This window comes from Flavobacterium sp. AJR, from assembly GCF_002156885.1.
Classification (GTDB): Bacteria; Bacteroidota; Bacteroidia; order Flavobacteriales; family Flavobacteriaceae; genus Flavobacterium.
On sequence record NZ_NCWQ01000004.1, the window covers coordinates 39,016 to 59,155 of the forward strand.

Annotated in this window: 11 protein-coding genes and 1 other RNA gene; 10 read left to right on the forward strand and 2 right to left on the reverse strand. The window is 31.3% G+C overall.

Translation table 11 applies throughout. The features are described from left to right. Positions 1 to 42 precede the first annotated feature (42 nt). The 9 genes from B8T70_RS01930 to B8T70_RS01970 all read left to right on the forward strand — a co-directional run bounded on the left by B8T70_RS01930 (position 43) and on the right by B8T70_RS01970 (position 16,631). Positions 43 to 222, forward strand: coding sequence for a hypothetical protein (locus tag B8T70_RS01930; RefSeq protein WP_035621134.1), 180 nt, complete (start codon positions 43 to 45; stop codon positions 220 to 222). A 55-nt stretch (positions 223 to 277) separates the two neighbouring features. Beyond that, positions 278 to 1,630 carry a radical SAM protein gene (locus B8T70_RS01935; protein ID WP_086893720.1) on the forward strand — a complete coding sequence of 451 codons (1,353 nt, stop codon included), beginning with the start codon at positions 278 to 280 and terminating at the stop codon, positions 1,628 to 1,630. Positions 1,631 to 1,633: 3 nt separating this feature from the next. Further along, positions 1,634 to 2,626 (forward strand): hypothetical protein, encoded by a 993-nt coding sequence (locus B8T70_RS01940; RefSeq protein WP_086893721.1) that lies wholly within the window; start codon positions 1,634 to 1,636, stop codon positions 2,624 to 2,626. Further along, complete coding sequence (locus tag B8T70_RS01945) at positions 2,623 to 4,818, forward strand: peptidase domain-containing ABC transporter (protein ID WP_086893722.1); 2,196 nt, start codon at positions 2,623 to 2,625, stop codon at positions 4,816 to 4,818. Before B8T70_RS01940 ends, B8T70_RS01945 begins: the two co-directional genes overlap by 4 nt. Before the next feature lie 266 nt (positions 4,819 to 5,084). After that, a complete protein-coding gene (locus tag B8T70_RS01950; RefSeq protein ID WP_086893723.1) occupies positions 5,085 to 6,092 on the forward strand; it encodes a hypothetical protein in 1,008 nt (335 codons plus the stop codon). A 375-nt stretch (positions 6,093 to 6,467) separates the two neighbouring features. Next, complete coding sequence (locus B8T70_RS01955) at positions 6,468 to 8,081, forward strand: tetratricopeptide repeat protein (protein WP_086893724.1); 1,614 nt, start codon at positions 6,468 to 6,470, stop codon at positions 8,079 to 8,081. A gap of 413 nt (positions 8,082 to 8,494) precedes the next feature. Beyond that, positions 8,495 to 14,638: a M4 family metallopeptidase gene (locus B8T70_RS01960; RefSeq protein WP_086893725.1), complete on the forward strand. Its 6,144-nt coding sequence runs from the start codon at positions 8,495 to 8,497 to the stop codon at positions 14,636 to 14,638. 64 nt (positions 14,639 to 14,702) lie between these two features. Then, the gene (locus B8T70_RS01965; RefSeq protein WP_165763178.1) at positions 14,703 to 15,344 is read left to right on the forward strand and encodes a porin family protein; all 642 of its coding nucleotides are present in this window, start codon (positions 14,703 to 14,705) and stop codon (positions 15,342 to 15,344) included. A 303-nt stretch (positions 15,345 to 15,647) separates the two neighbouring features. After that, positions 15,648 to 16,631 (forward strand): hypothetical protein, encoded by a 984-nt coding sequence (locus B8T70_RS01970; protein WP_086893727.1) that lies wholly within the window; start codon positions 15,648 to 15,650, stop codon positions 16,629 to 16,631. A gap of 217 nt (positions 16,632 to 16,848) precedes the next feature. On the opposite strand, the gene ssrA is transcribed toward B8T70_RS01970, so the two are convergent. Continuing rightward, positions 16,849 to 17,245: a transfer-messenger RNA gene (gene ssrA, locus B8T70_RS01975) on the reverse strand. 117 nt (positions 17,246 to 17,362) lie between these two features. Then, positions 17,363 to 18,559, reverse strand: coding sequence for a serine hydrolase (locus tag B8T70_RS01980; RefSeq protein ID WP_039115984.1), 1,197 nt, complete (start codon positions 18,557 to 18,559; stop codon positions 17,363 to 17,365). Positions 18,560 to 18,805: 246 nt separating this feature from the next. Between B8T70_RS01980 and B8T70_RS01985 the strand changes: the two genes are divergently transcribed. Beyond that, entirely contained in the window at positions 18,806 to 20,008 is a 1,203-nt protein-coding gene (locus tag B8T70_RS01985) for an NAD(P)-dependent oxidoreductase (protein WP_039115985.1), read from the forward strand. Positions 20,009 to 20,140 lie beyond the last annotated feature (132 nt).

Here is a 20,140-nt window from a genome sequence, read left to right on the forward strand (position 1 = left end):
TCGTTCTCTTGAATTATTTAACAATTGAAAAACATTAATAAAATGAAAAATTCAAATTTAAAAAATAAGCTTTCAGGTTTAACTACAACTAAATCTTTTGAAATCATCGAATTAAACGATTCTTTAAGAAAAATTATTGGTGGTGCAGTTCCAGCAAACAATGGGTCAGGATGCAACGGATCAGGATGCAATCCAAAAGTAGAAATACTAGTCCGTAAATAATTTCTTAATTAGGGGATAGGCACTGCTTATCCCCTAAAATTAAATTCAACTTATCATGAAATATAAATTATCCTATTATACTATCATTACGGATCCAATTCCTAATACAGATGTTTGTGTTGTTTTCGGAACAAAAACTGCAAAAGCTTATAATCTTGACCAAAAAATTATTGCCCTTTTAAAAGAAGAGGACTTTGATCAGATTCCTTTAGATATAATTAATAATTTAATTATCGCTGAGATCATAGTCCCAAAAGATTTAAATGAGTTAAGCGAATTTTGTGAGAAAGCTAAATTAGATGCTACAGCAGAAGATGGTTATCTACATGTTACCGTAATGAGTTCTGGAAATTGCCAGTTAGGCTGTTCTTATTGTGGACAAGTCCATTCTAAGAAAAAATTGGAAGACGATACTGTCGAGTTGATAGAAAAGAGATTAACACATTTATTTAGCAGTAAACCCTTTTCTGAATTCCGCATAAGTTGGTTCGGAGGAGAGCCACTAATGGCGTTAAATAAAATGAGACTGGTTAATACTTTTGCCAAAAAGATTTCAAAGAGCAATGATGCTATTTATAGATCTCATATTGTTACTAATGGACTCTCTCTTAAAAGTAATATCTATGAAGAATTAGCTCATGAATTTAATTGTACATCTATAGAAATCACATTAGATGGTGTAAAAGAGTTTCATGATACCAGAAGAGATACAAAAGCAAAAGAACCTACGTTTGACCTCATATTTAACAACATTTTATCTATAACAAGTTTAAAGGACTACCCTATTAATGGATGTTATATAAAAATACGCTGCAACGTAGATGACACTAATAAAGAAGGTGTAATTCCTTTAATAGAATTATTAGCCGAAAATAATCTACAAGACAAAGTTATTTTCTATACAGCTCCTGTATATAGCTGGGGCAACGATGCGCATTTAACAAATACTAAAGAAGAATATGCGATTAATGAAATCGATTATTTGTTAAAACTTCATGAAGTAGGATTTGAAATTAACTCCATTCCACAAACAAAAGATGTAGTATGTTCTGCAGTTACGCCAAATTATGAATTAATAGATCCTAACGGAAAAATCTTTAATTGTACAGAAATTCCATTGGTACCTATGTACGGAGACGAATACTTAATAGGAGATTTAAAAACCAGTTTTACCGAGGTTAAAGAATACGCCGAAAGACCTTATACAAAATGGTATGATGAAATTCAGGATAAAAGCAATGGCTATTGGTGTACATCATGCAAAATTTTGCCTTTATGTGGAGGACGATGCCCAAAATCATGGAAAGATGGAATTCCTCCATGTCCAAGTATGAAATTAAACATTGAAGACAGACTAATGCTGGCAAACTATTTAATTCAAGAAGATAATATTACTCAAATAGCATAAACCATGAGAAAAGATGACATCTCCTTATCATTATTAGACATTGTAAATTCTGATTTTGTAAATGATAATCAATCAGGAGCCATAAGTTTTGATGATTTATTCACCTCTTTTGTTTTTAATCAGTTTGAGCTAACTGAAAGAATGGACATCCAATTAATATGGAGTTATTATTCTAAAGCATTAAATGAGTGTAAGCAAAACAGGTTAACAAAAGCAGATTATTTCTATACAAAAGGTTTAGAAGCATTAAATAATTCTGATTTAAATGAAAGAGCAAAACTATATTTAAATGTATATATATACCCTAATCTGGCATTTAGAGTATATAAAGACAAAAACTATGAAAAAGCTTTAGAGTTATTGCTTTTGGCAATTCAGAACATCGAAATTATTGAAAAAGAATATCCAGATATTTATGCTGCCAAAATTCAGCAAATCCATAATGTTATTAGGTTATTTTTAAGAGCGAACAAAAGCAGCGATTATATCGATTTAAACATTGCTATAATAGAACATATTCTTCTGGAAGTAGAACCAATAAAGAATAAATATAATTTAAAAAATTCGATATTAAATCAGACAAAACTTCAATATAAAGAAGAAATGTTAATGCAGATTTTTACTGAATTTTTGGTGACACAAATGACTACAGATACGCAATCATTTGATTTTGATTTTTTCTGTAAATCATTAAATGAAAAAAAACATAATACAGAAAATAAATATCTAAACGATTGGTTAGCTTTAGTTAGCCTAATTAACGATAATTCTCAAGACATAGCTTTACTATTAAAAGATGTTTTAAAGAAAGACTATAAATATGCTTTTTTTAAAATATATGTTTTAAATGCGCTTCAAAATAAAAGTTTCTTGTACTTACAATCTGAAGATTCAATACAGAATGTAAAAGCATTGACAGCTACTTTTACAAACCAAATTCATGATAAAAATATTCTAGAAAAAATTCAAAAAGCATCCAAAATAAACATTAAATGATTTTTATACCCCAACAAGATCAAATGGATTGTGGCCCCGCTTGTTTATGTATGGTCGCAAGTGCTTATAAAAAAAAATATTCTTTACGATACCTAAGAGAACATTCTTTTATTACACGTGAAGGAATTTCTTTATTGGGGGTTAAAGAAGCTGCAACCAAAATAGGTTTTGAAACTCTTACGGCTAAACTAACCATTGAAAAGCTTAATGGAATGCCTATGCCTTGCATTCTTCATTGGAATAAAAATCACTTTGTGGTTCTTAATAAAATAAAAACGAATTTATTTACAAAAAAAAAGTCTTACAAAATTGCTGATCCAGGTCATGGTTTTGTTGCTCTAACAGAAGAAAAATTTAAAAAATCATGGTTATCTGATGGCGATTGTGGAATTGGAGTATTTCTGGAACCTACTGAATCTTTCTATAAATTAACTCCTCCAAAAGAAGACAAATTAAATATTAAATATATTTATAACTACTTAAATCCATACAAAAAACAATTAGCTTTTCTTTTTGTTATGTTATTAATAGGCAGCGCCCTAACTTTAGTTTTTCCGTTTTTAACTCAAAACCTTATTGATAATGGAGTAAGTAAGAAAAACTTAAACATAATAAGTCTTATTCTTTTAGCACAACTGGGCTTATTTTTTGGATCTATAACTATAGAAATAATTCGTAACTGGCTGATGCTCTTTATAGGAACAAAAATTAGTATTCGCATCATATCCGATTTTTTAAAAAAATTATTACAATTACCAATTAGGTTCTTTGATACTAAAATGACTGGAGATTTTAATCAACGAATACAGGATAATGAACGTATAGAAAACTTTTTGACCTCCCAAAGTCTAGTCACTTTTTTTTCGATGATTACCTTTTCGGTATTTTTTGGGGTGCTTTGGTATTATGATGTTACCATTCTTGTCGTTTACCTTATTTTGACTGTAGTATCTATTAGTTGGTCATTCTATTGGCTCAAAAAACGAAAAATACTAGACTATTTTCATTTCCAGCAACGAAGCCAAAACCAGGAATCTATTTTGGAAATCATCAATGGAGTAACTGAAATGAAATTAAACCAGTTTGAAGATTTCAAACGCAACGAATGGGAAGAAATTCAAAAGAAGTTATTTAAAATTAATACCCGAATATTAAAATTAGATCAAATTCAGTTATCTGGTTTTGAATTTCTAAATCAATTCAAAAATATTTTAGTCACTTTTTTAGCTGCATCATTTGTAGTTAAAGGACAAATGACATTAGGACAACTTTTGAGTGTATCCTATATCGTAGGGCAAATGAATAGTCCGATAAATCAGCTTGTTAGTTTTTTCCGTTCTTTTCAGGATGCACGATTAAGTTTAGAACGACTAAACGAGGTGCAAAACCATCCAACAGAAGAAGGAGAAAATAATAATTTTTTAAAAATAAAAGATATTAGTAATTGTTTTCCTTTAGGGATCAAAGGTCAAAATTTAAGTTTTCAATATGAAGGCCCCAAATCTCCATATGTACTAAAAAATATAGATTTTAGTATCCCCGAAGGAAAAATTACTGCCATTGTTGGTGCAAGTGGTAGTGGAAAAACCACTTTATTAAAATTATTATTAAAATTCTACGAACCTACACATGGTGAATTATTGTTTAATGCTAAAAATATTATCGATATTTCTTCCCGAAGTTTACGTGAAAATTGTGGTGTAGTCATGCAAGACGGTTTTATTTTCTCAGATACTATCGAAAGAAACATAGCCACTGGAGATGAAAATATTGATAAACAAAAATTAAAAAGAGCAGTTAAAATTGCAAATATTGAAAGTTTTATCGAGACATTACCTCTTGGATATAATACAAAAATTGGAGCATCAGGAAATGGACTTTCAGGTGGCCAGAAACAGCGTTTATTAATTGCACGGGCAATTTATAAAAATCCGCATTATATCTTTTTTGATGAAGCGACATCTGCACTTGATGCTGAAAACGAAAAAATTATTCATGATAATCTACAAGAATTTTTTAAAGGAAAAACAGTTGTCATTATCGCGCATCGCTTGAGCACTGTAAAAAATGCTGACAATATCATAGTACTTAAAAATGGTGAAATTGTAGAACAAGGAAATCATTCTGAATTGGTTTACAACAAAGCTGACTATTTTAAATTAGTTAAAAACCAATTGGAATTAGGAAATTAAACGCTTTAGTAATGAATTGACGAACAAGAAATTTTACCTATTTATTTTTTGATTAAAATACTTTTAAATGCTTACTTTTAGAAAATATAATAAAAAATCCTGTAAATAATCTTTACAGGTTTTTTTTTAGAGTCTGGTTAATTACAATTGTACTGCTTATTTCCCTATTAATGTTCTCTCTCAGGCACAATAAATTATTAAATAACACATTAATGTCAATATTATCTAATCATTTAAAAAGGAAGATAAAATTATATTTAATTATTATGAATAGTATTATTTATAGACTTACGATTTTAAGTTTATTTATTTTTTTTGGATGTAAAAACGATTCAAAGATAAAAGAGAATAGTAATGATTTCAATATTAAAAGTATAAAATTGATTACTGTTAAAGATACTTTATTTCTCAAAGATGATAATGAGCAGTTTGGAGAAGAATGGAGAGATTATGTAAAGGATAAAGAAAAATATAATCAAATATTCGTAAATAACAAGAAATTTGATAAAGAGACTGAACAACGATTTAAGAAATCTCATTTCCTAACTAAAGAATCGATTGAGTACTTAATTATTAAGCGAAGAATCAATTTGCATTCAGATTTCAATACATTAATTGTTACTACCCCAGAAACTTTTATATTATTAAATTATAATTCAAAAGACGAACTAATAGACTTTCTAGATTTATCAAAATTCAATCAACAAATCTGTCAATGTACATCCAAAGTGTATATAGACAAAAAGGGAGTTATTCACTGCCAAATAGAGTCAGGAAAACCTTTTCATCCTTATGTTAATTATAAGGTTAATGATAAAGGGAAATTTGAAATTGTCGATCAGTTTACCCCTCCTAATGAAGAAAAAATGTCATCTACAGATAGACTCGAATATATTATTAAAAAAACAATTCCAGTCAGTGACAATGTAAATTTAAAATCATACTTAGAATCAGATGAGTTTACTACTTCAAACACTACATTTATTGATGAAAAGGATGTGGAAAATATCTTATTTTCTAAAAGCCATTCAAGCGATGTGTACAAATTGTTTCATGACTCAATTGGAGAATATACTGATGATGATAAAGGCATAAATGTTTTAGGTAAAGTTTCAAATGGAAGTAGTTTACTACTAATTTGTAATTTAAGTAGGGCTGACCAAATTGGTATTATATTTATACTAAACAAAAATCACGAAATTACAGATTATAAAATTTTTAGTAGTGATCATCCGTCTGCTGATGAAAGTATATCAGGTTTGGTAAAAGAATAAAACACTACTTGATTATTTTTAAAGAAAAACATAGTTCAAAAATGTTACCACGAAATATTATGTTTCTAAGAAATTCTGAAAAGATCACATTTAAATATTATAACTCTAGAAAAACTAAAAAATCCTGTAAACACTATTTACAGGATTTTTTAGTTTTGGATTGAATGAGTTACAAGCAAATACCGTATTTTTCAGATTCGATTTTCAGGTTTACCAATAAACATTTGAAAAAAATAGAGATCTACAATTGATTCTTTTCCTTCAAATGGTAAATCACGATTAATAATTAGATACTTTAACAAGATTTACATCTTATTGTCATACTAATCCTATTTTTTATTTAAATTTGAAATTCATCTTTAGCATTTTTATATTATGATGGCACGACTCTTTCCCTTGTTTTTTCTTTTTCTTTCTATTAATATTCATTCTCAGTCTTCAACACAAGAACTGATTGATAATTTAAATAGCATTAACGATAATCAGAAAAAAGTAGAGTTGTGCCGCAAAATAGCACTAAACCTTCAAAATTCTGATTGGGACAGAGCTATTAAGTATATCGAATTAGCCGAAGCAGAGGCAAAAAAAGCTAAAGAATCAGAACTCACTTTGGCTTCTGTTTATACTACAGCAGGCAAAATGTATTCTTCTAAAGAGGTCTTAGATATTGCTTTACAATACTACTTAAAAGCGTATGAGATTTATAAAAATAACGGTAATCATGAGGAAGTATCTAAAGTAGAAAACAATCTTGCGATTATTTATGCGCAAGGAAAAAACAAAGAAAAAGCATTAAAATACTTTTTAAATGTATATCGCTATCAAAAGACTAAGAACGATCCTGTTAAGCTTGTAAAAATTTTAAATAATATAGGTACTACTTACTTAAGTAAAAATTTAGACTCTTCTTTGTATTACTATCACAAAGCCGATTTAATAAATGCGACCATAAAAGATAATGTTTTAAAAGTCTATGTCAACACCAATTTAGCCCGAACTTATGTTTTAAAAAATGATAAAACACATGCTGACTATTATTTTGATCGCGCTTTTTCTCTATTAAAAGAGCCTGTTGATAATTTAATACAAGCTTTTGTCTATGAATCTTATTCTGATTATAAGTTAAAAGAAAAAAATTATGATGCTGCAATTGTAAATGCAAAAAAGGCATTAGAATTATGTAGTGAAAATGAATATACTTTTTCGGTTTTAAACCTCAACAAAATGCTTTATCAAGTATATGTAAGTAAACAGGGTTATAAAAATGCTGTCCATTATTTTGAAAAATATAATGCGATAAATGATAGTATACATGTAGAAGAAAAGGCAGTAAACCTAGAAAAAATAAAGCTAGAACAGGACTACAAAGTACGCGCCCAAATAAAAACACTTATTGAAGAAAAGAAATTATTTAAGTACTCTGTAGTTGGATTGATATTAGTTGTCGGCATATTGATTTTAATTATTTTTTTGATAAAATACAGAAACAGGAATATCAAAAATCAACTCGAAAAAGAGAAATTAAAAACAAAGATGCAAGCCTTAAAGCAAAACCTGGATGCCAAAAATAAGGTTCTCATAGGGAAAGCTATGGCAGAAATACATCGCACAGATAGCATTAACGAAATCCTTACCGACCTTAAACAGATTAAACTCAAAACTATTAATAAAGAAATGCAGCAAGCTATCGATATAGTATTAAAGCGTTTGGAAAAGAATTTGAATATCGATATCTGGAAAGAATTTGAAATCAGTTTCGAGCAGGTTCATCAATCCTTTTTTGACAAATTAACTGTCGATTATCCCACACTTACTCCAAAAGACCGCAGATTGTGTGCCCTTTTATATCTGGATTTAAGCACAAAAGAAATTTCTCAAATAACGGGGCAATCTTTCAAATCTATCGAAAATGCCCGTACAAGACTTCGCAAAAAGTTTGAATTAACCAATGAAAAGGTAAATCTTTCTACTTATCTCAATACATTTTAATCTGATTTAATGAAATATTAAATCAGAACTAACTTCATGACTTACTTATACTTATAAATTTATGAGTGTTTTTTTAGTGACTGTTTTTTACCTCAGAGTGTTTTTGTAATAGTCCTTTTTTATCAAAAACACCTACCTCCGTTCTACATTTACGAAAGCGATGTAAATAAATCTAGTAATGAATCGGAAGAAGAAAAATGTCCCTCCTAAAAGTTTAGAAGAGCTTTTAGAAGAAACAAAAGCAAAAAAGAAAATCCTCTTAAAGATTCTGAAGAAAATAACGAATGAAGATTCTGAAAATCAACCCCAAAATTGATGCTTCAGAAAATGCTTTTTATGGTTTGCTATTAACCATAGAAGCATAATGACTATTAACCAAACAAACTCTAAGTATTAATTTTAAATTTAAAAGAATGAATCAAATTTACTTCAAAACCAGGTATTTGTTTATTTTGTTAAGTTTCTTGGCCTGTTCCGTCGGAATGGCCCAGTCACCTCTTCAAAATATCAAAAATGATGGCGTGAAAACCGCCTTGGGAGCACCTGACGAAACAAAGGAACAAGTTTCTAAAAAAACTAGCGATCCTAATTCTAATCAGGATAAAGATGCCAATAATCTCTTCATGCCAAAAGAAGAAATTATAAATGGCAAAGAACTTTCTGCTACAGAAAGTGAAGCTGTGACAAAACAAGTACAACAGAGCCAAAAGTTATTTGTGGAAAAACTAACTAATGCTACTGAGAAAACAAATCCGCAAGACACAGTTCGCACAAAAGTTAAGTCTTTTGCAAAATCTTCAAATTTAACTGTGAAAAATTTATTTGAAGTTAAAAAAGGAGATTTTGATTTATCTACTTCTGATAAAATGCAATTAAAATCAATTTCTGATAATCATGGAAGAACTCTCGCCACTTATCAGCAATTGCATAACTCTGTTCCTGTTGAAGGTGCAATATATAAGGTTAGAGAAAATAAAACTAAGATTGATGCATTTGGTTATACAGCTAAAAAATTGTCTGCAAACAGCAATTATAAAATAAATGCCGCAACAGCTTTAGAAAATGCGCTTAGAACCGTAAATGCTAAACAATATATTTGGGAAAGTAAAAAATTAGGTGCTTTACTGGACAAAAAGATAAGCGCTAAACCACAAGGGGAATTAGTTTATGTTGGGCCTAACTTTTCTTCTGAACTAAAGGAATATTACCTAGCTTGGAAATACGATATTTTTGCTACCAATCCGCAATCTAGCCAGACAATTTATGTTGATGCAAATACTGGAAAAATAATCCTTACTATAGATTTAAGTCGAGATGCTAACATTACAAATCAAAGCCAAACCCAAAGCTTGGGTAAAGGTAAATCACGATATGCCGGAGAAGTAAGTTTTAATACCAAGCAATATGCTGATGGATACAGATTAGAAGGGTTGCAAGGGAAATACAATGTTCCGATGTATACTATGAACATGAATCATGCAAATCAGGCTTCAGATGAAGTGATTACTGATTTTATTGACGAAGATAACATTTGGAATGAACTGCATAATAAAGATAATGATGAGGTTGCATTAGATATTCATTGGGGTATGCAAAAAACCATAGAATATTATGGTGACAGATTTAACCGAAATAGTATCGATGACAAAGGAATGACAATTATTGGTCTTGCCCATTTAGGCACTAATGTAGATAATGCTTCCTGGACTGGTGGTTGGGCACAATTTGGAGATGGTTATAACACACCTTATGTTGGTTTAGGGATTACTGCACATGAATTAACTCATGGAGTAACACGTTTCACGGCTGGATTAATCTACCAAGGTGAATCGGGTGCTATGAATGAATCTTTCAGTGATATCTTCGGTGTAGCTGTTGAATTTTATGTTGGAAAAGACAAAAAAGAAGATATTTGGATGTTGGGTAATGAACTTTACACACATGGCAGTATGAGAAGCATGTCTAACCCTAAAGCTCAAGGGCAACCTGACACTTACGGAGGGGTAAATTGGGCAAATCCATTAGCAGTTAATTACGATAATGGAGGTGTACATATTAATAGCGGAATTACTAATTACTGGTTTTACCTTTTAAGTGAAGGTGGCCAAGGCGTAAATGACCTTAATAACAGTTACGATGTTAAAGCAATTGGTCTTGCCAAAGCAGAAAAAATTGCATACATAACTCTTACGGAGTATTTATCTCCTTCTTCAAACTTTAACGATATGCGCCAAGCAACTTTAATGGTTACTGAAGATTTGTACGGATTAGGTTCTGAAGAATACAAGCAAGTTACTAATGCTTGGTACGCTATTGGTATTGGAGCAGCATATGCAGATACACAAATAGCTCTTGTAGCGGTTGAAAAACCTTCTGTTGCTTGTGGTTCCTTAAAAGGGGATGAGCCATTTTATATTAAAATAAAAAATACAGGGACTACAGTAATTAAAGCAAGTGACCCCTTAAATTATAAATTAAGATTAATGACTACGGGTTTTGGCGGAAGGTTTAATACTATTTACACCAACAATAATGCTATTAATCTTGATAAAGATCTGGGAATTGGTGAAGAAACAACTATAAAAATTCAAGATAAACTTCCTTACATAATAAGTGCGACTACCGTAAATTATGTAGAAATTAAACTAGATTTTAAACCTATTGCAGAGTTTGGTACAAAAGACGGCATATCTTTTATTGCAAGTTTAGTCGTTCCTCCAGCGCAAAAAGATTTCGACCTTAAACTTGTAGGATTAAATCTTCCAGCGTATTCAGGCGAAGCATTATCAGCAAGTCATCCATTAGCTATTACTATTTACAATTTAGGCTGCCTGGATATACCTGCTGGGGCTCAGCTAAAAGTAGGATATCTTAATACACTTTCAGGAAATCAAACTATCTGGAAAGATATTACACTAGCTACTGCTTTTAAAGGGAACTCAGAAATGACAATTTCTTTTGATAGTACTATCGATTTATCTGCAGCTGGATTGCATACGTATGAAGCTTTTGTGACCTACAGTCAAGATCCAGTAACAACTAATAACAGTACGACAAATGCAGTTTACAATGGACTTGTAACTCAATTACCATATTATCAGGATTTCGAAAAAACACCAGGAGGTTGGTTTTCAAAATCAATACTTACAAATCAAAAATTTGTATGGCAACAGACGTCTGTTATTTCATTTAGAGATACAAAATCGAAATATTTGTGGGGTACTGTAACTTATGGTACATCTGAAAGAATACCTACAAATGCTGATTTTACTTTAGAATCTCCAATATTTGATTTTACAAATATTATCTCTCCGTATGTTGAGTTTGATATGATCCATTTGTTTTCTAAAGGATATGACGGACTAATTGTGGAGTATTCTGAAGATAAAGGTCAAAACTGGAAAAAAGTGACCGGTATTGATTATCCAGAAAATTTACACTACAATGATTTAGTAACAGGACCATGGTTTAGCGGAATTAATAATGCTACTGATAAAAAACCATATGCTATCCGTTTAAATGAACTTGCTGGTAAAAAAGCTGCAATCCGTTTTAGAGTAGTTACAGATAAATATAATAGCAATTATTTAGGTGCTTTTATAGACAATATTCGTGTGAGTAATGCCCCTTATGATTTAGAAGTTATAGCTGCAAACTTAGATGCTGGTACCTGTACTATTAACAATGATAACATAACCATAAAGACTAAGATCATTAACAATTTCATGACTACTAATGAACAGGTTAATGTTACAGTAAAAATTCTTGATAATGAAAAAAATGAAGTTTTTTCAAAAACCGAAAAAACAACATTAGCATTTACTAAATATAGAGATACACTAACCTATTCTATTTCAAATATTAATTTAAAAAGCATAGGCCAAAATACTGTTACAGTTTCAGTTTTTCCTGAAGATATGACTCTGGATGATAAACCTGAAAATAATTCTATCACATTTGGCTACGACAATTGGAACAATGAAGATATGAAAGTAGCAGTACTTCCATATACAATGGATTTTGAAGATGCAACCAAATATAAAGGCTGGAGAACTTCTGAAAATAAAAATGCTACAGGTTGGCAACATGGATTAGGTAAAGATTTACGTTCTCCAGCGTGGCAAGTAGCAGACCATACAAATTTTATGGCGAGTAACGATGATAAATGCAATTGTGACTCTTCAAATGATATGTTGATCTCACCTGTGTTCGATTTAAGTAATTACAAAGAAGCACATTTAATATTTGATGGCTTTGGAGATGGGCTAAGAGATTCTGACGGATATGTAAAAGTAAGTACAGATGGAGGTGGAACTTGGGAAACAATATTTAAAATGCCTTATGTTGCTAATTGGATAGAATATCATGTGAATTTAAGCCCTTATGCAGGAAATCCTTGTGTTCTTGTAGCATTTGTACATGATGATAACGGATTATTTGCTAATGGTTTTGCAGTAGATAATATTAAAATTAAAGAAACAGCAGATTATTTAGAGCTGTCAAATTTAAGTGTAGCCGAAAATGTTTACGAAGATGCACCTTCACATGAATTTTATATAAGTGCAAGAAATTCATCATACGCTAATATTGGCAACGTTTCTATCGAATATCAAATTACCAAAGACGGTGCTGCAGTGGGAGAACCAATTCTGTTGGAAAAAAATAGCCCGCTATTGCAATATCAAACTCTTGTTTATAAAATAAATGGTATTCCGCAGCTTGCTGCTGGAAATTATGAAATTAACGTAAAAGTATTTACAGACGGACAACCAAAGGCTCTGATAGAAAGTCTTACAAAAGCTTTTGAAGTTATTGCAAAGGCTCCAGACTTAAACATTGAAACTTTCTCAACTATACCTGAAGGAGTGTTATTTGGAACAAAAGGATTTGTTTCAAGTCAAAGTGATAGAACTTTTCCATGGGGAGTAGTAGTTAAACCTGATAATAAATACTTAGGTATTCCTGTTAAAGATCATACAGGAGATGCTGCTGCAAAAATGCTTTACCACCCGTTAGAAAATGGATCTAACTATGGAGATTTAATCCTCCCTATGTATAAGTTACCTGAAAGTGCAACTGCTATGGAGTTTTATTACGCAATCGAAAGTAATGCCAACAATACCTTTATTGTAGATGTTAAAACTGTAGGAGGCGAATGGAATGAAGCATGGAAAACTACTAAAGAAGTAATGAATTCAGATAAAGAATGGCAAAAAGGAGTTGTGAATTTAGATAAATATAAAGGAAAATCTATCATGCTACGATTTAGACATTCATTGACAAGCGGTTATTCTTATATGGTGCTTGATGATTTAAAAGTAATCACTAACCCTATTCTAGATGTATCAGTACAAATATTGTCTCCAAAAGATGTATGTGGTGGATCTGAAGTTAAACTGAAGTTAACCAATGAAGGGCAAACTCCAATTAATGGAAATGCAATTCAACTAAATTTAGAATATATCAATACGCTTGAAAGTATTTCAGAATTTGTTGAAGCAGGAATCCCTGTTGGCGAAAGCATCGAATATATTTTCAAAAAACAGCCTAAACTTGATACAAGCGGTGACTCTCATGTATTCAATATTAATGCTAAATTAGATAATGATGCTATTCCACAAAACAACGAAATAAAAAATTATATATATCAGGAGGTATCATCAGATTTCAAAATATTTAACACCTCAACAATACATGGATATGCTGGTAAAAAGCTGTACATCGATGCTCAAACTAATTTTAATGCCAATAAACTAAATGTTACTTCCTACAAATGGAACACAGGGGATGTTACTAATGGTATTGAGATAAATAAAGCGGGTGATTATACCGTAACAGCAGTAATGAAAAATGGATGTACACTTACAGAAACTATAACTGCAACATTTGATACTTTCAAATCTGATTTAGCAAGTGGAAATGTTTGTGGTCCTGAAGTTGTATTATCTCCGGGAGATTACAAATCGTACGAATGGTTTGATGGCTCAACAGAACCAACTTACACTACAACTAAAAGTGGAGAATATTATGTAACTGTTTATAATGAAAATGGCATTGGTAAAACTTTTAGTACTACCATCTCAATTCTTGAAAACATTACACCTGAAATTCAGGTAGTTGCTGATAAAAAGTTAACCGCTTCAGCCGATGCTGTTTCGTACCAATGGTTCTTAAACGGAAGACCTATACCAAATGCAACTGAAAAATCTATAGTTACAATTTGGGAAGGAGATTATAGCCTACAAGTGACCAATAATAATGGATGTAATAGTATTTCAGCACCATTTGATTCAAAAGGTATGCTTGTTGGAAAAATAACAAATGCTTTTAGAGTATTCCCTAACCCAGCAATTGATATTGTAAATATCTTCTTGGCAGATAAAGTTGAAGGAGAAGCCCAAATCAATATTTATGCAATCGATGGTAAAGCTGTATGGAGTAAAACATATACAAGTATTCCGTCTAATATAAATGTAAGCGGATTAACTCCTGGAGTTTATGTTTTAGACTGCAATGTACAGGGTAAGAAATATACCGCCAAGGTTGTTAAGAACTAACAAATTTACAGATAAAACGATGGTAACTCTCCCATTGAGAGTTACCATTCTTAAAACAACAAATATGAAAAAATATATGTTAATTATATGTACACTTTTTTTGGGTGTGCCTATTATGGCTCAAAGTCAAAAAGTTAAATTAGGCGTAAAAGCAGGTTTAAATATCGCTAGTCTTAATTTTGATGAAAGCGAATTGAACTCATCTAGTAAAACAGGATTTACAGGAGGGATTATGGTTGAAGTTCCTATATCGAAAAACTTTTCGCTTCAACCAGAATTATTATACAGTCAGCAAGGAACAAAGGTTTCTTTTTCTGATAGCGATGTAACAAATTCTAACTATAAAAGCACTATTAAATTGAACTATTTAAATATTCCGCTTATCCTAAAATATTATGTCCTAGAAGGATTAAGCATACAAGCTGGTCCTCAGATAGGAATACTCTTAAAAGCAAATAATAAATACCAAGATAATTTTTTAGGCTATGAGAATCATGACAATTTTAACTTAAAAGGATATTCAAGTGGTGTAGATACTTCTTTAAATTTTGGTTTGGGTTATCAATTTAAAGATAAATTCTATGCCGATGCGAGATATAATATTTCTTATTCTAATGTCTTTAAAGAAAGTGATGTAAATTATTTCATTAACAATGACATGAAAAATAGAGTTTTTCAAATATCGATTGGTTATTTTTTTAAATAGAATTAGTATTCTTTATGCCTTTCTAAAAGCCACTCCCGCAAAGAGTGGCTTTTTATATAACTATATGTAAATATTTTGAGACCAAGATAGATTCTATCTAAAAACAAAAAAATCCTGTAAACAATGTTTACAGGATTTTTTGTTTGTGGAGTCGATAGGACTAAAATCGAACACCTCATCCCCTTTCAACTTTTTTTGATAGCTTCAAATATTGCATTAAAAAATAAAACGGGTAATTCTACGTGGATGTAAGATTATATTTTGGGCTAGATTTATTACTTAAACCAAAAAAGTCTTCAAATCATGCAAAACAATGAAAATTCACCCATTCCAATCGGATGGGTTGGCGGATTTCCACCAGCGGGTTCACCTATGTTATATCCAACCCGAGATCTTACCTCTTTACCGATGTTAGGTAATATGGATAATATTAATTTTTTACAACGTCAGCTCGGTGTAAAGTGGCCAGAGTTTAGTTGGGAAACACAAAAAGGCAGTCCTAATCCGAAAAGATGTTATCAGCAATTTGCGCCATATATTTCCAGAGCCGGTTATACTGATGAAGGAAGAGTATATTCTGTTATCTGTCCTCAGCAAGGAGTCTGGCTTAAAGATGAAATTTGTATAAATGTAGAGGTTACTGTTACCGGACAAAGAGGTTGGGTTAACGAAGTGACAAAAGAAATTGCAATAGACATGACAGTTGAAGGCAAAATTTGGTTAACACCAAATGAAAAACAAGGCGATAAGATAAAAGACGTTTGGCCTCTGCTGGAGTATAGTTTTCCGAAATTCCCATTGAATAAAGAAAATGCAATAAGAGTTACTACGCACAAACAGAATGATCCTAATCAGCCTATTTTTGAAGTGATACACGGATTAAATCCTGAATTCTCTAATCCGACGTTTGCATTACATAATGATGAAGCATTTGCTACAGCCTACCTTGCAGTTGAAATTGGAGATATTAAGTTAACTAAAGATAAAATAGTTGATGATTTTAATCAATTAATAATGAAAGCATTTAATCTTGGTTCAGGAAATATGCTTCAGGCAGGAAATACTTTGTCATGGAATCTTTGGTTCACAGAACCGGCTTTGGTAAATAAGGAGGAGTGGAAAAATCACGCTGAATTTTGGAGAAAATCTATCGATGTACATCATCGTTCTCCTACCGGAAATGGTGGTGATGCCAAATATTTTGACGGAACTTTATTTAACCCTGAAGCAAATGCAGTAGACGAAATAATTATAGATATTATCAACTATATTGAAAAAAATCTTTAGGCCGTTATAATTTGTTTAATAGTCTCTGTTATTATACCTAAATCAAACACTTTACAAAAAAAGGAATTTATAAATATGGTATTCGATAGCAATTTATACAATCAAAACAACATCTGTCGAACACCTACAATGAGAAGCGTTCTTAATCATTACTCATTGATAGTAAAAAATACCTGGTATAAAAAAAGGGAAGATATATTTAAATATCTTCCCTTTTTTGTGGAGTCGCCGAGAATCGAACTCGGGTCCAAACAAGCAACTAAAGAGCTTTCTACACGTTTATTTCCTGATTGGATTTTCGTTGTTAAGCTAGGTCAGGAACAACCACTCAACACTTATCTTCTTAATTTCGAAATCCACCCGAAGCTCATGGAAATCTAGGTTTATTTTTACGGTTCCCCTGTACTGACCGCCACAAACCAAGGCTTTCAAGGAGAATCCAGCTTTCCTATCTGATAGGAACGTGGCTTAATCTTACTATAATTCGGATTATGCAGCTAAAGCGTAGTTATTTTCGCCGTGTAAAATTGTAAGATCTTATATTTACGAGCAAGGTCTCAATGCTCGACGTGCTTACTGTTCAATTCGACTTGCTGTCAAAACCAGTCGACCCCATTTCTTTTTCAATAAAAAATTGAGATTGCAAAATTACGCTTTTTGAACCATCATTTGACATTAATTATCAAAAATATTTATTACAATTTTTATGCCAAATCTATTATTACAATTTATTATTCTATGTCCTTAAAAACAAAAGGATAATCTCCAAAAATTGGTGCCAATTTACGAACCGCATATGTTTTACGAGTAAACTTATTAGACAATGCTATAATCGTAACATTCTCTTTTTGCAATGTTATATACGATGAGGTATTACCATGCCACCAGCCATTATGAAAATAAAAGTGTTGTCCTGAGTACCAATTGATCATTCGGATACCAAGTCCATAGTTTTTCTCGCCTTTACGCTCATTACTATATCCTTCGTAAACTTGCTTAAGTAATGCTGGTTTTAAGAAACCTAGCGCATTTCTGGCTCTATCAAATTTTAATAAATCACGAGGTGTAGAATAAATGTTTTTATCTCCGTAAACGGCATCCAGATAATCTATTCCTATTTCGACATTATTTCCTTTATAAGATGGAACAGCAGTTTTTCTATCTTTATCAATATCAAAAACATAAGTATGCGTCATTCCTAACGGTTTGAAAATCATCTGAGACATTGCATCTTTATAATTAAGTCCTGTGATTTTTTCTATAATTAAAGCCAACATAGCATAATTGGTATTACAGTATGTAAAACGTGTATCGGTTTTATACTCTAAACCAATATCTTTTGTAGCCATTATATTTAGGATGTCCTGATTGGTTAACTGGTTGTGTCTGTCCCAAATCGATTTATCTCTATCTGTAAAATAAGCATAATTACGCATTCCGCTTCTGTGGTTTAACAGCATTCTTACTGTTACATCTGGATAAGGAAATGTTTTTAAGATTGTATTTACTTTCTGATCCAAGTCAATTTTCCCCGCGTTAACCAATTTTAAAACTGCAGTTGCTGTAAGTACTTTACTTACCGAAGCAATATGCAACGGCGTATCTTTATCTATCTCTGTCTTTTCGTTTTTATTTGCGTAACCCTCGTATTTTTCATAAATAATCTCGCCATTTCTTGCTACCAAAAAACTTCCGTTCATGGTATTGTTTGGCCAGTTTCTATTATAAAAATAATCGACTCTGTTTTTTATAGCTGTTACATAATTTGCAGGCAGTTTTTTTTCCTGAAGCATTGGCTTCATTTTAGGGAGTGTATCTTCTACTGTATCGGCTGTGGTTGCATTTGTATTTTTATCTTTTCCGCAAGAGCTTAAAACTAAAATAAGGAAAAGGATTTGTGGTATATTTGCTTTTTTAATGAAATTCATGTGTGGGATTCTAGGAAAACAAATATATAGAATTGAATACTTTTGTTTATTTGTGTTTTTGAAGCAAATTTCAAGATTTTAACACAGTTTTAAGCTTGATTTTCGTCAGGCTATTGAACATCAGGTTTTAATAAATTTGATTTCATTTTTTTTCAAAAAAAACAACAAAATTTTAACTATATTTGTTATATTTAAAACAAATTTAGGTAAAAAAGTTATATTAATACAATATTTAAACAGTAATAAATGAAGTTTGGAATTATAAAAGAAAGAAAAAACCCACCAGACAGGAGAGTTGTATTTACTCCAAGTGAGCTGGTTCGACTTAAACAACTTTATCCTGAAGCTACTGTAGCAGTAGAAAGTTCAGATATTAGAATTTTTACAGACGTTCAATACCAAAGTTTAGGTATAACAGTTACCGATGATGTTTCGGACTGTGATGTACTATTTGGAGTAAAAGAGGTTCCTATTGAGAGTTTAATTCCAAATAAAGCTTATTTTTTCTTTTCGCATACTATAAAAAAGTCACCTGGCAATCGAAAATTATTGCAAGCTATTTTAGAAAAAAATATCGAATTATATGACCATGAAACAATAGTAAATTCTCAGAACAACAGACTTATTGGGTTTGGAAGATATGCCGGAATTGTTGGTGTATATAATGGTATTCGTGCATTTGGGATTAAATTTGAATTGTTTAAATTACCAAAAGCGGAAACTTTATCTGGAAAAGAAGCACTAATTGCTCATTTAAAACGCATTACTTTACCACCTTTAAAATTTGTAATTACCGGATCTGGAAAAGTAGGTAATGGTGCTAAAGAAATTCTTGATGCCATTAAAATAAAAGAGGTAACTATAGATAATTACTTAACCAAAAATTATACTCAGGCTGTTTATGTACAACTTAACGTATTGGATTATAACAAGCGTAAAGATGGACAAGTTTTAGATTATACCGATTTTTACGAACACCCTGAAGAATACGTTTCTGATTTTGAAAAATACACCAAAGTAACTGATGTTTATTTCACAGGACATTTTCATTCGCCTGCCGCTCCAATAATATTAACTAGAGAAATGCTTCAATCTAAAGATTGCAAGATAAAAGTGGTTGCCGATATTTCATGTGATGTAAATGGGCCTATTGCCTGTACGCTTCGTGCATCGACAATTGCGGAACCTATATATGGTTATTTCCCTGGAGAAGACAAAGAAGTTGATGTTTTTCATCCTGCTGCAATTGTAGTAATGGCTGTAGATAATTTACCGTCTGAGATTCCTAAAGATGCTAGTGAAGGCTTTGGTGAACAATTTATGGAACACGTAATCCCTGCCTTTTTTAACGGCGATAAAGATGGTATCCTACAAAGAGCCAAAATGACCGAAAACGGAAAGCTTACGCCACGTTTTAGTTATTTACAGGATTATGTGGACGGAAAATAATTGTGAATTATAAATTGTGAATTGTTAATTATCCTTTGTTTGTCTAGAGAATAACCCAATATTGTCACCCTGACGAAGGAAGGGTCTCTACAAGTAGCTCCACAATTAAAACCCACTGTTCAAGATGCATTA

Coding starts and splice junctions, on each gene's coding strand:
- B8T70_RS01930 (WP_035621134.1), top strand. CDS start 43: ATGAAAAATTCAAATTTAAAAAATAAGCTTTCAGGTTTAACTACAACT.
- B8T70_RS01935 (WP_086893720.1), top strand. CDS start 278: ATGAAATATAAATTATCCTATTATACTATCATTACGGATCCAATTCCT.
- B8T70_RS01940 (WP_086893721.1), top strand. CDS start 1,634: ATGAGAAAAGATGACATCTCCTTATCATTATTAGACATTGTAAATTCT.
- B8T70_RS01945 (WP_086893722.1), top strand. CDS start 2,623: ATGATTTTTATACCCCAACAAGATCAAATGGATTGTGGCCCCGCTTGT.
- B8T70_RS01950 (WP_086893723.1), top strand. CDS start 5,085: ATGAATAGTATTATTTATAGACTTACGATTTTAAGTTTATTTATTTTT.
- B8T70_RS01955 (WP_086893724.1), top strand. CDS start 6,468: ATGATGGCACGACTCTTTCCCTTGTTTTTTCTTTTTCTTTCTATTAAT.
- B8T70_RS01960 (WP_086893725.1), top strand. CDS start 8,495: ATGAATCAAATTTACTTCAAAACCAGGTATTTGTTTATTTTGTTAAGT.
- B8T70_RS01965 (WP_165763178.1), top strand. CDS start 14,703: ATGAAAAAATATATGTTAATTATATGTACACTTTTTTTGGGTGTGCCT.
- B8T70_RS01970 (WP_086893727.1), top strand. CDS start 15,648: ATGCAAAACAATGAAAATTCACCCATTCCAATCGGATGGGTTGGCGGA.
- B8T70_RS01980 (WP_039115984.1), bottom strand. CDS start 18,559: ATGAATTTCATTAAAAAAGCAAATATACCACAAATCCTTTTCCTTATT.
- B8T70_RS01985 (WP_039115985.1), top strand. CDS start 18,806: ATGAAGTTTGGAATTATAAAAGAAAGAAAAAACCCACCAGACAGGAGA.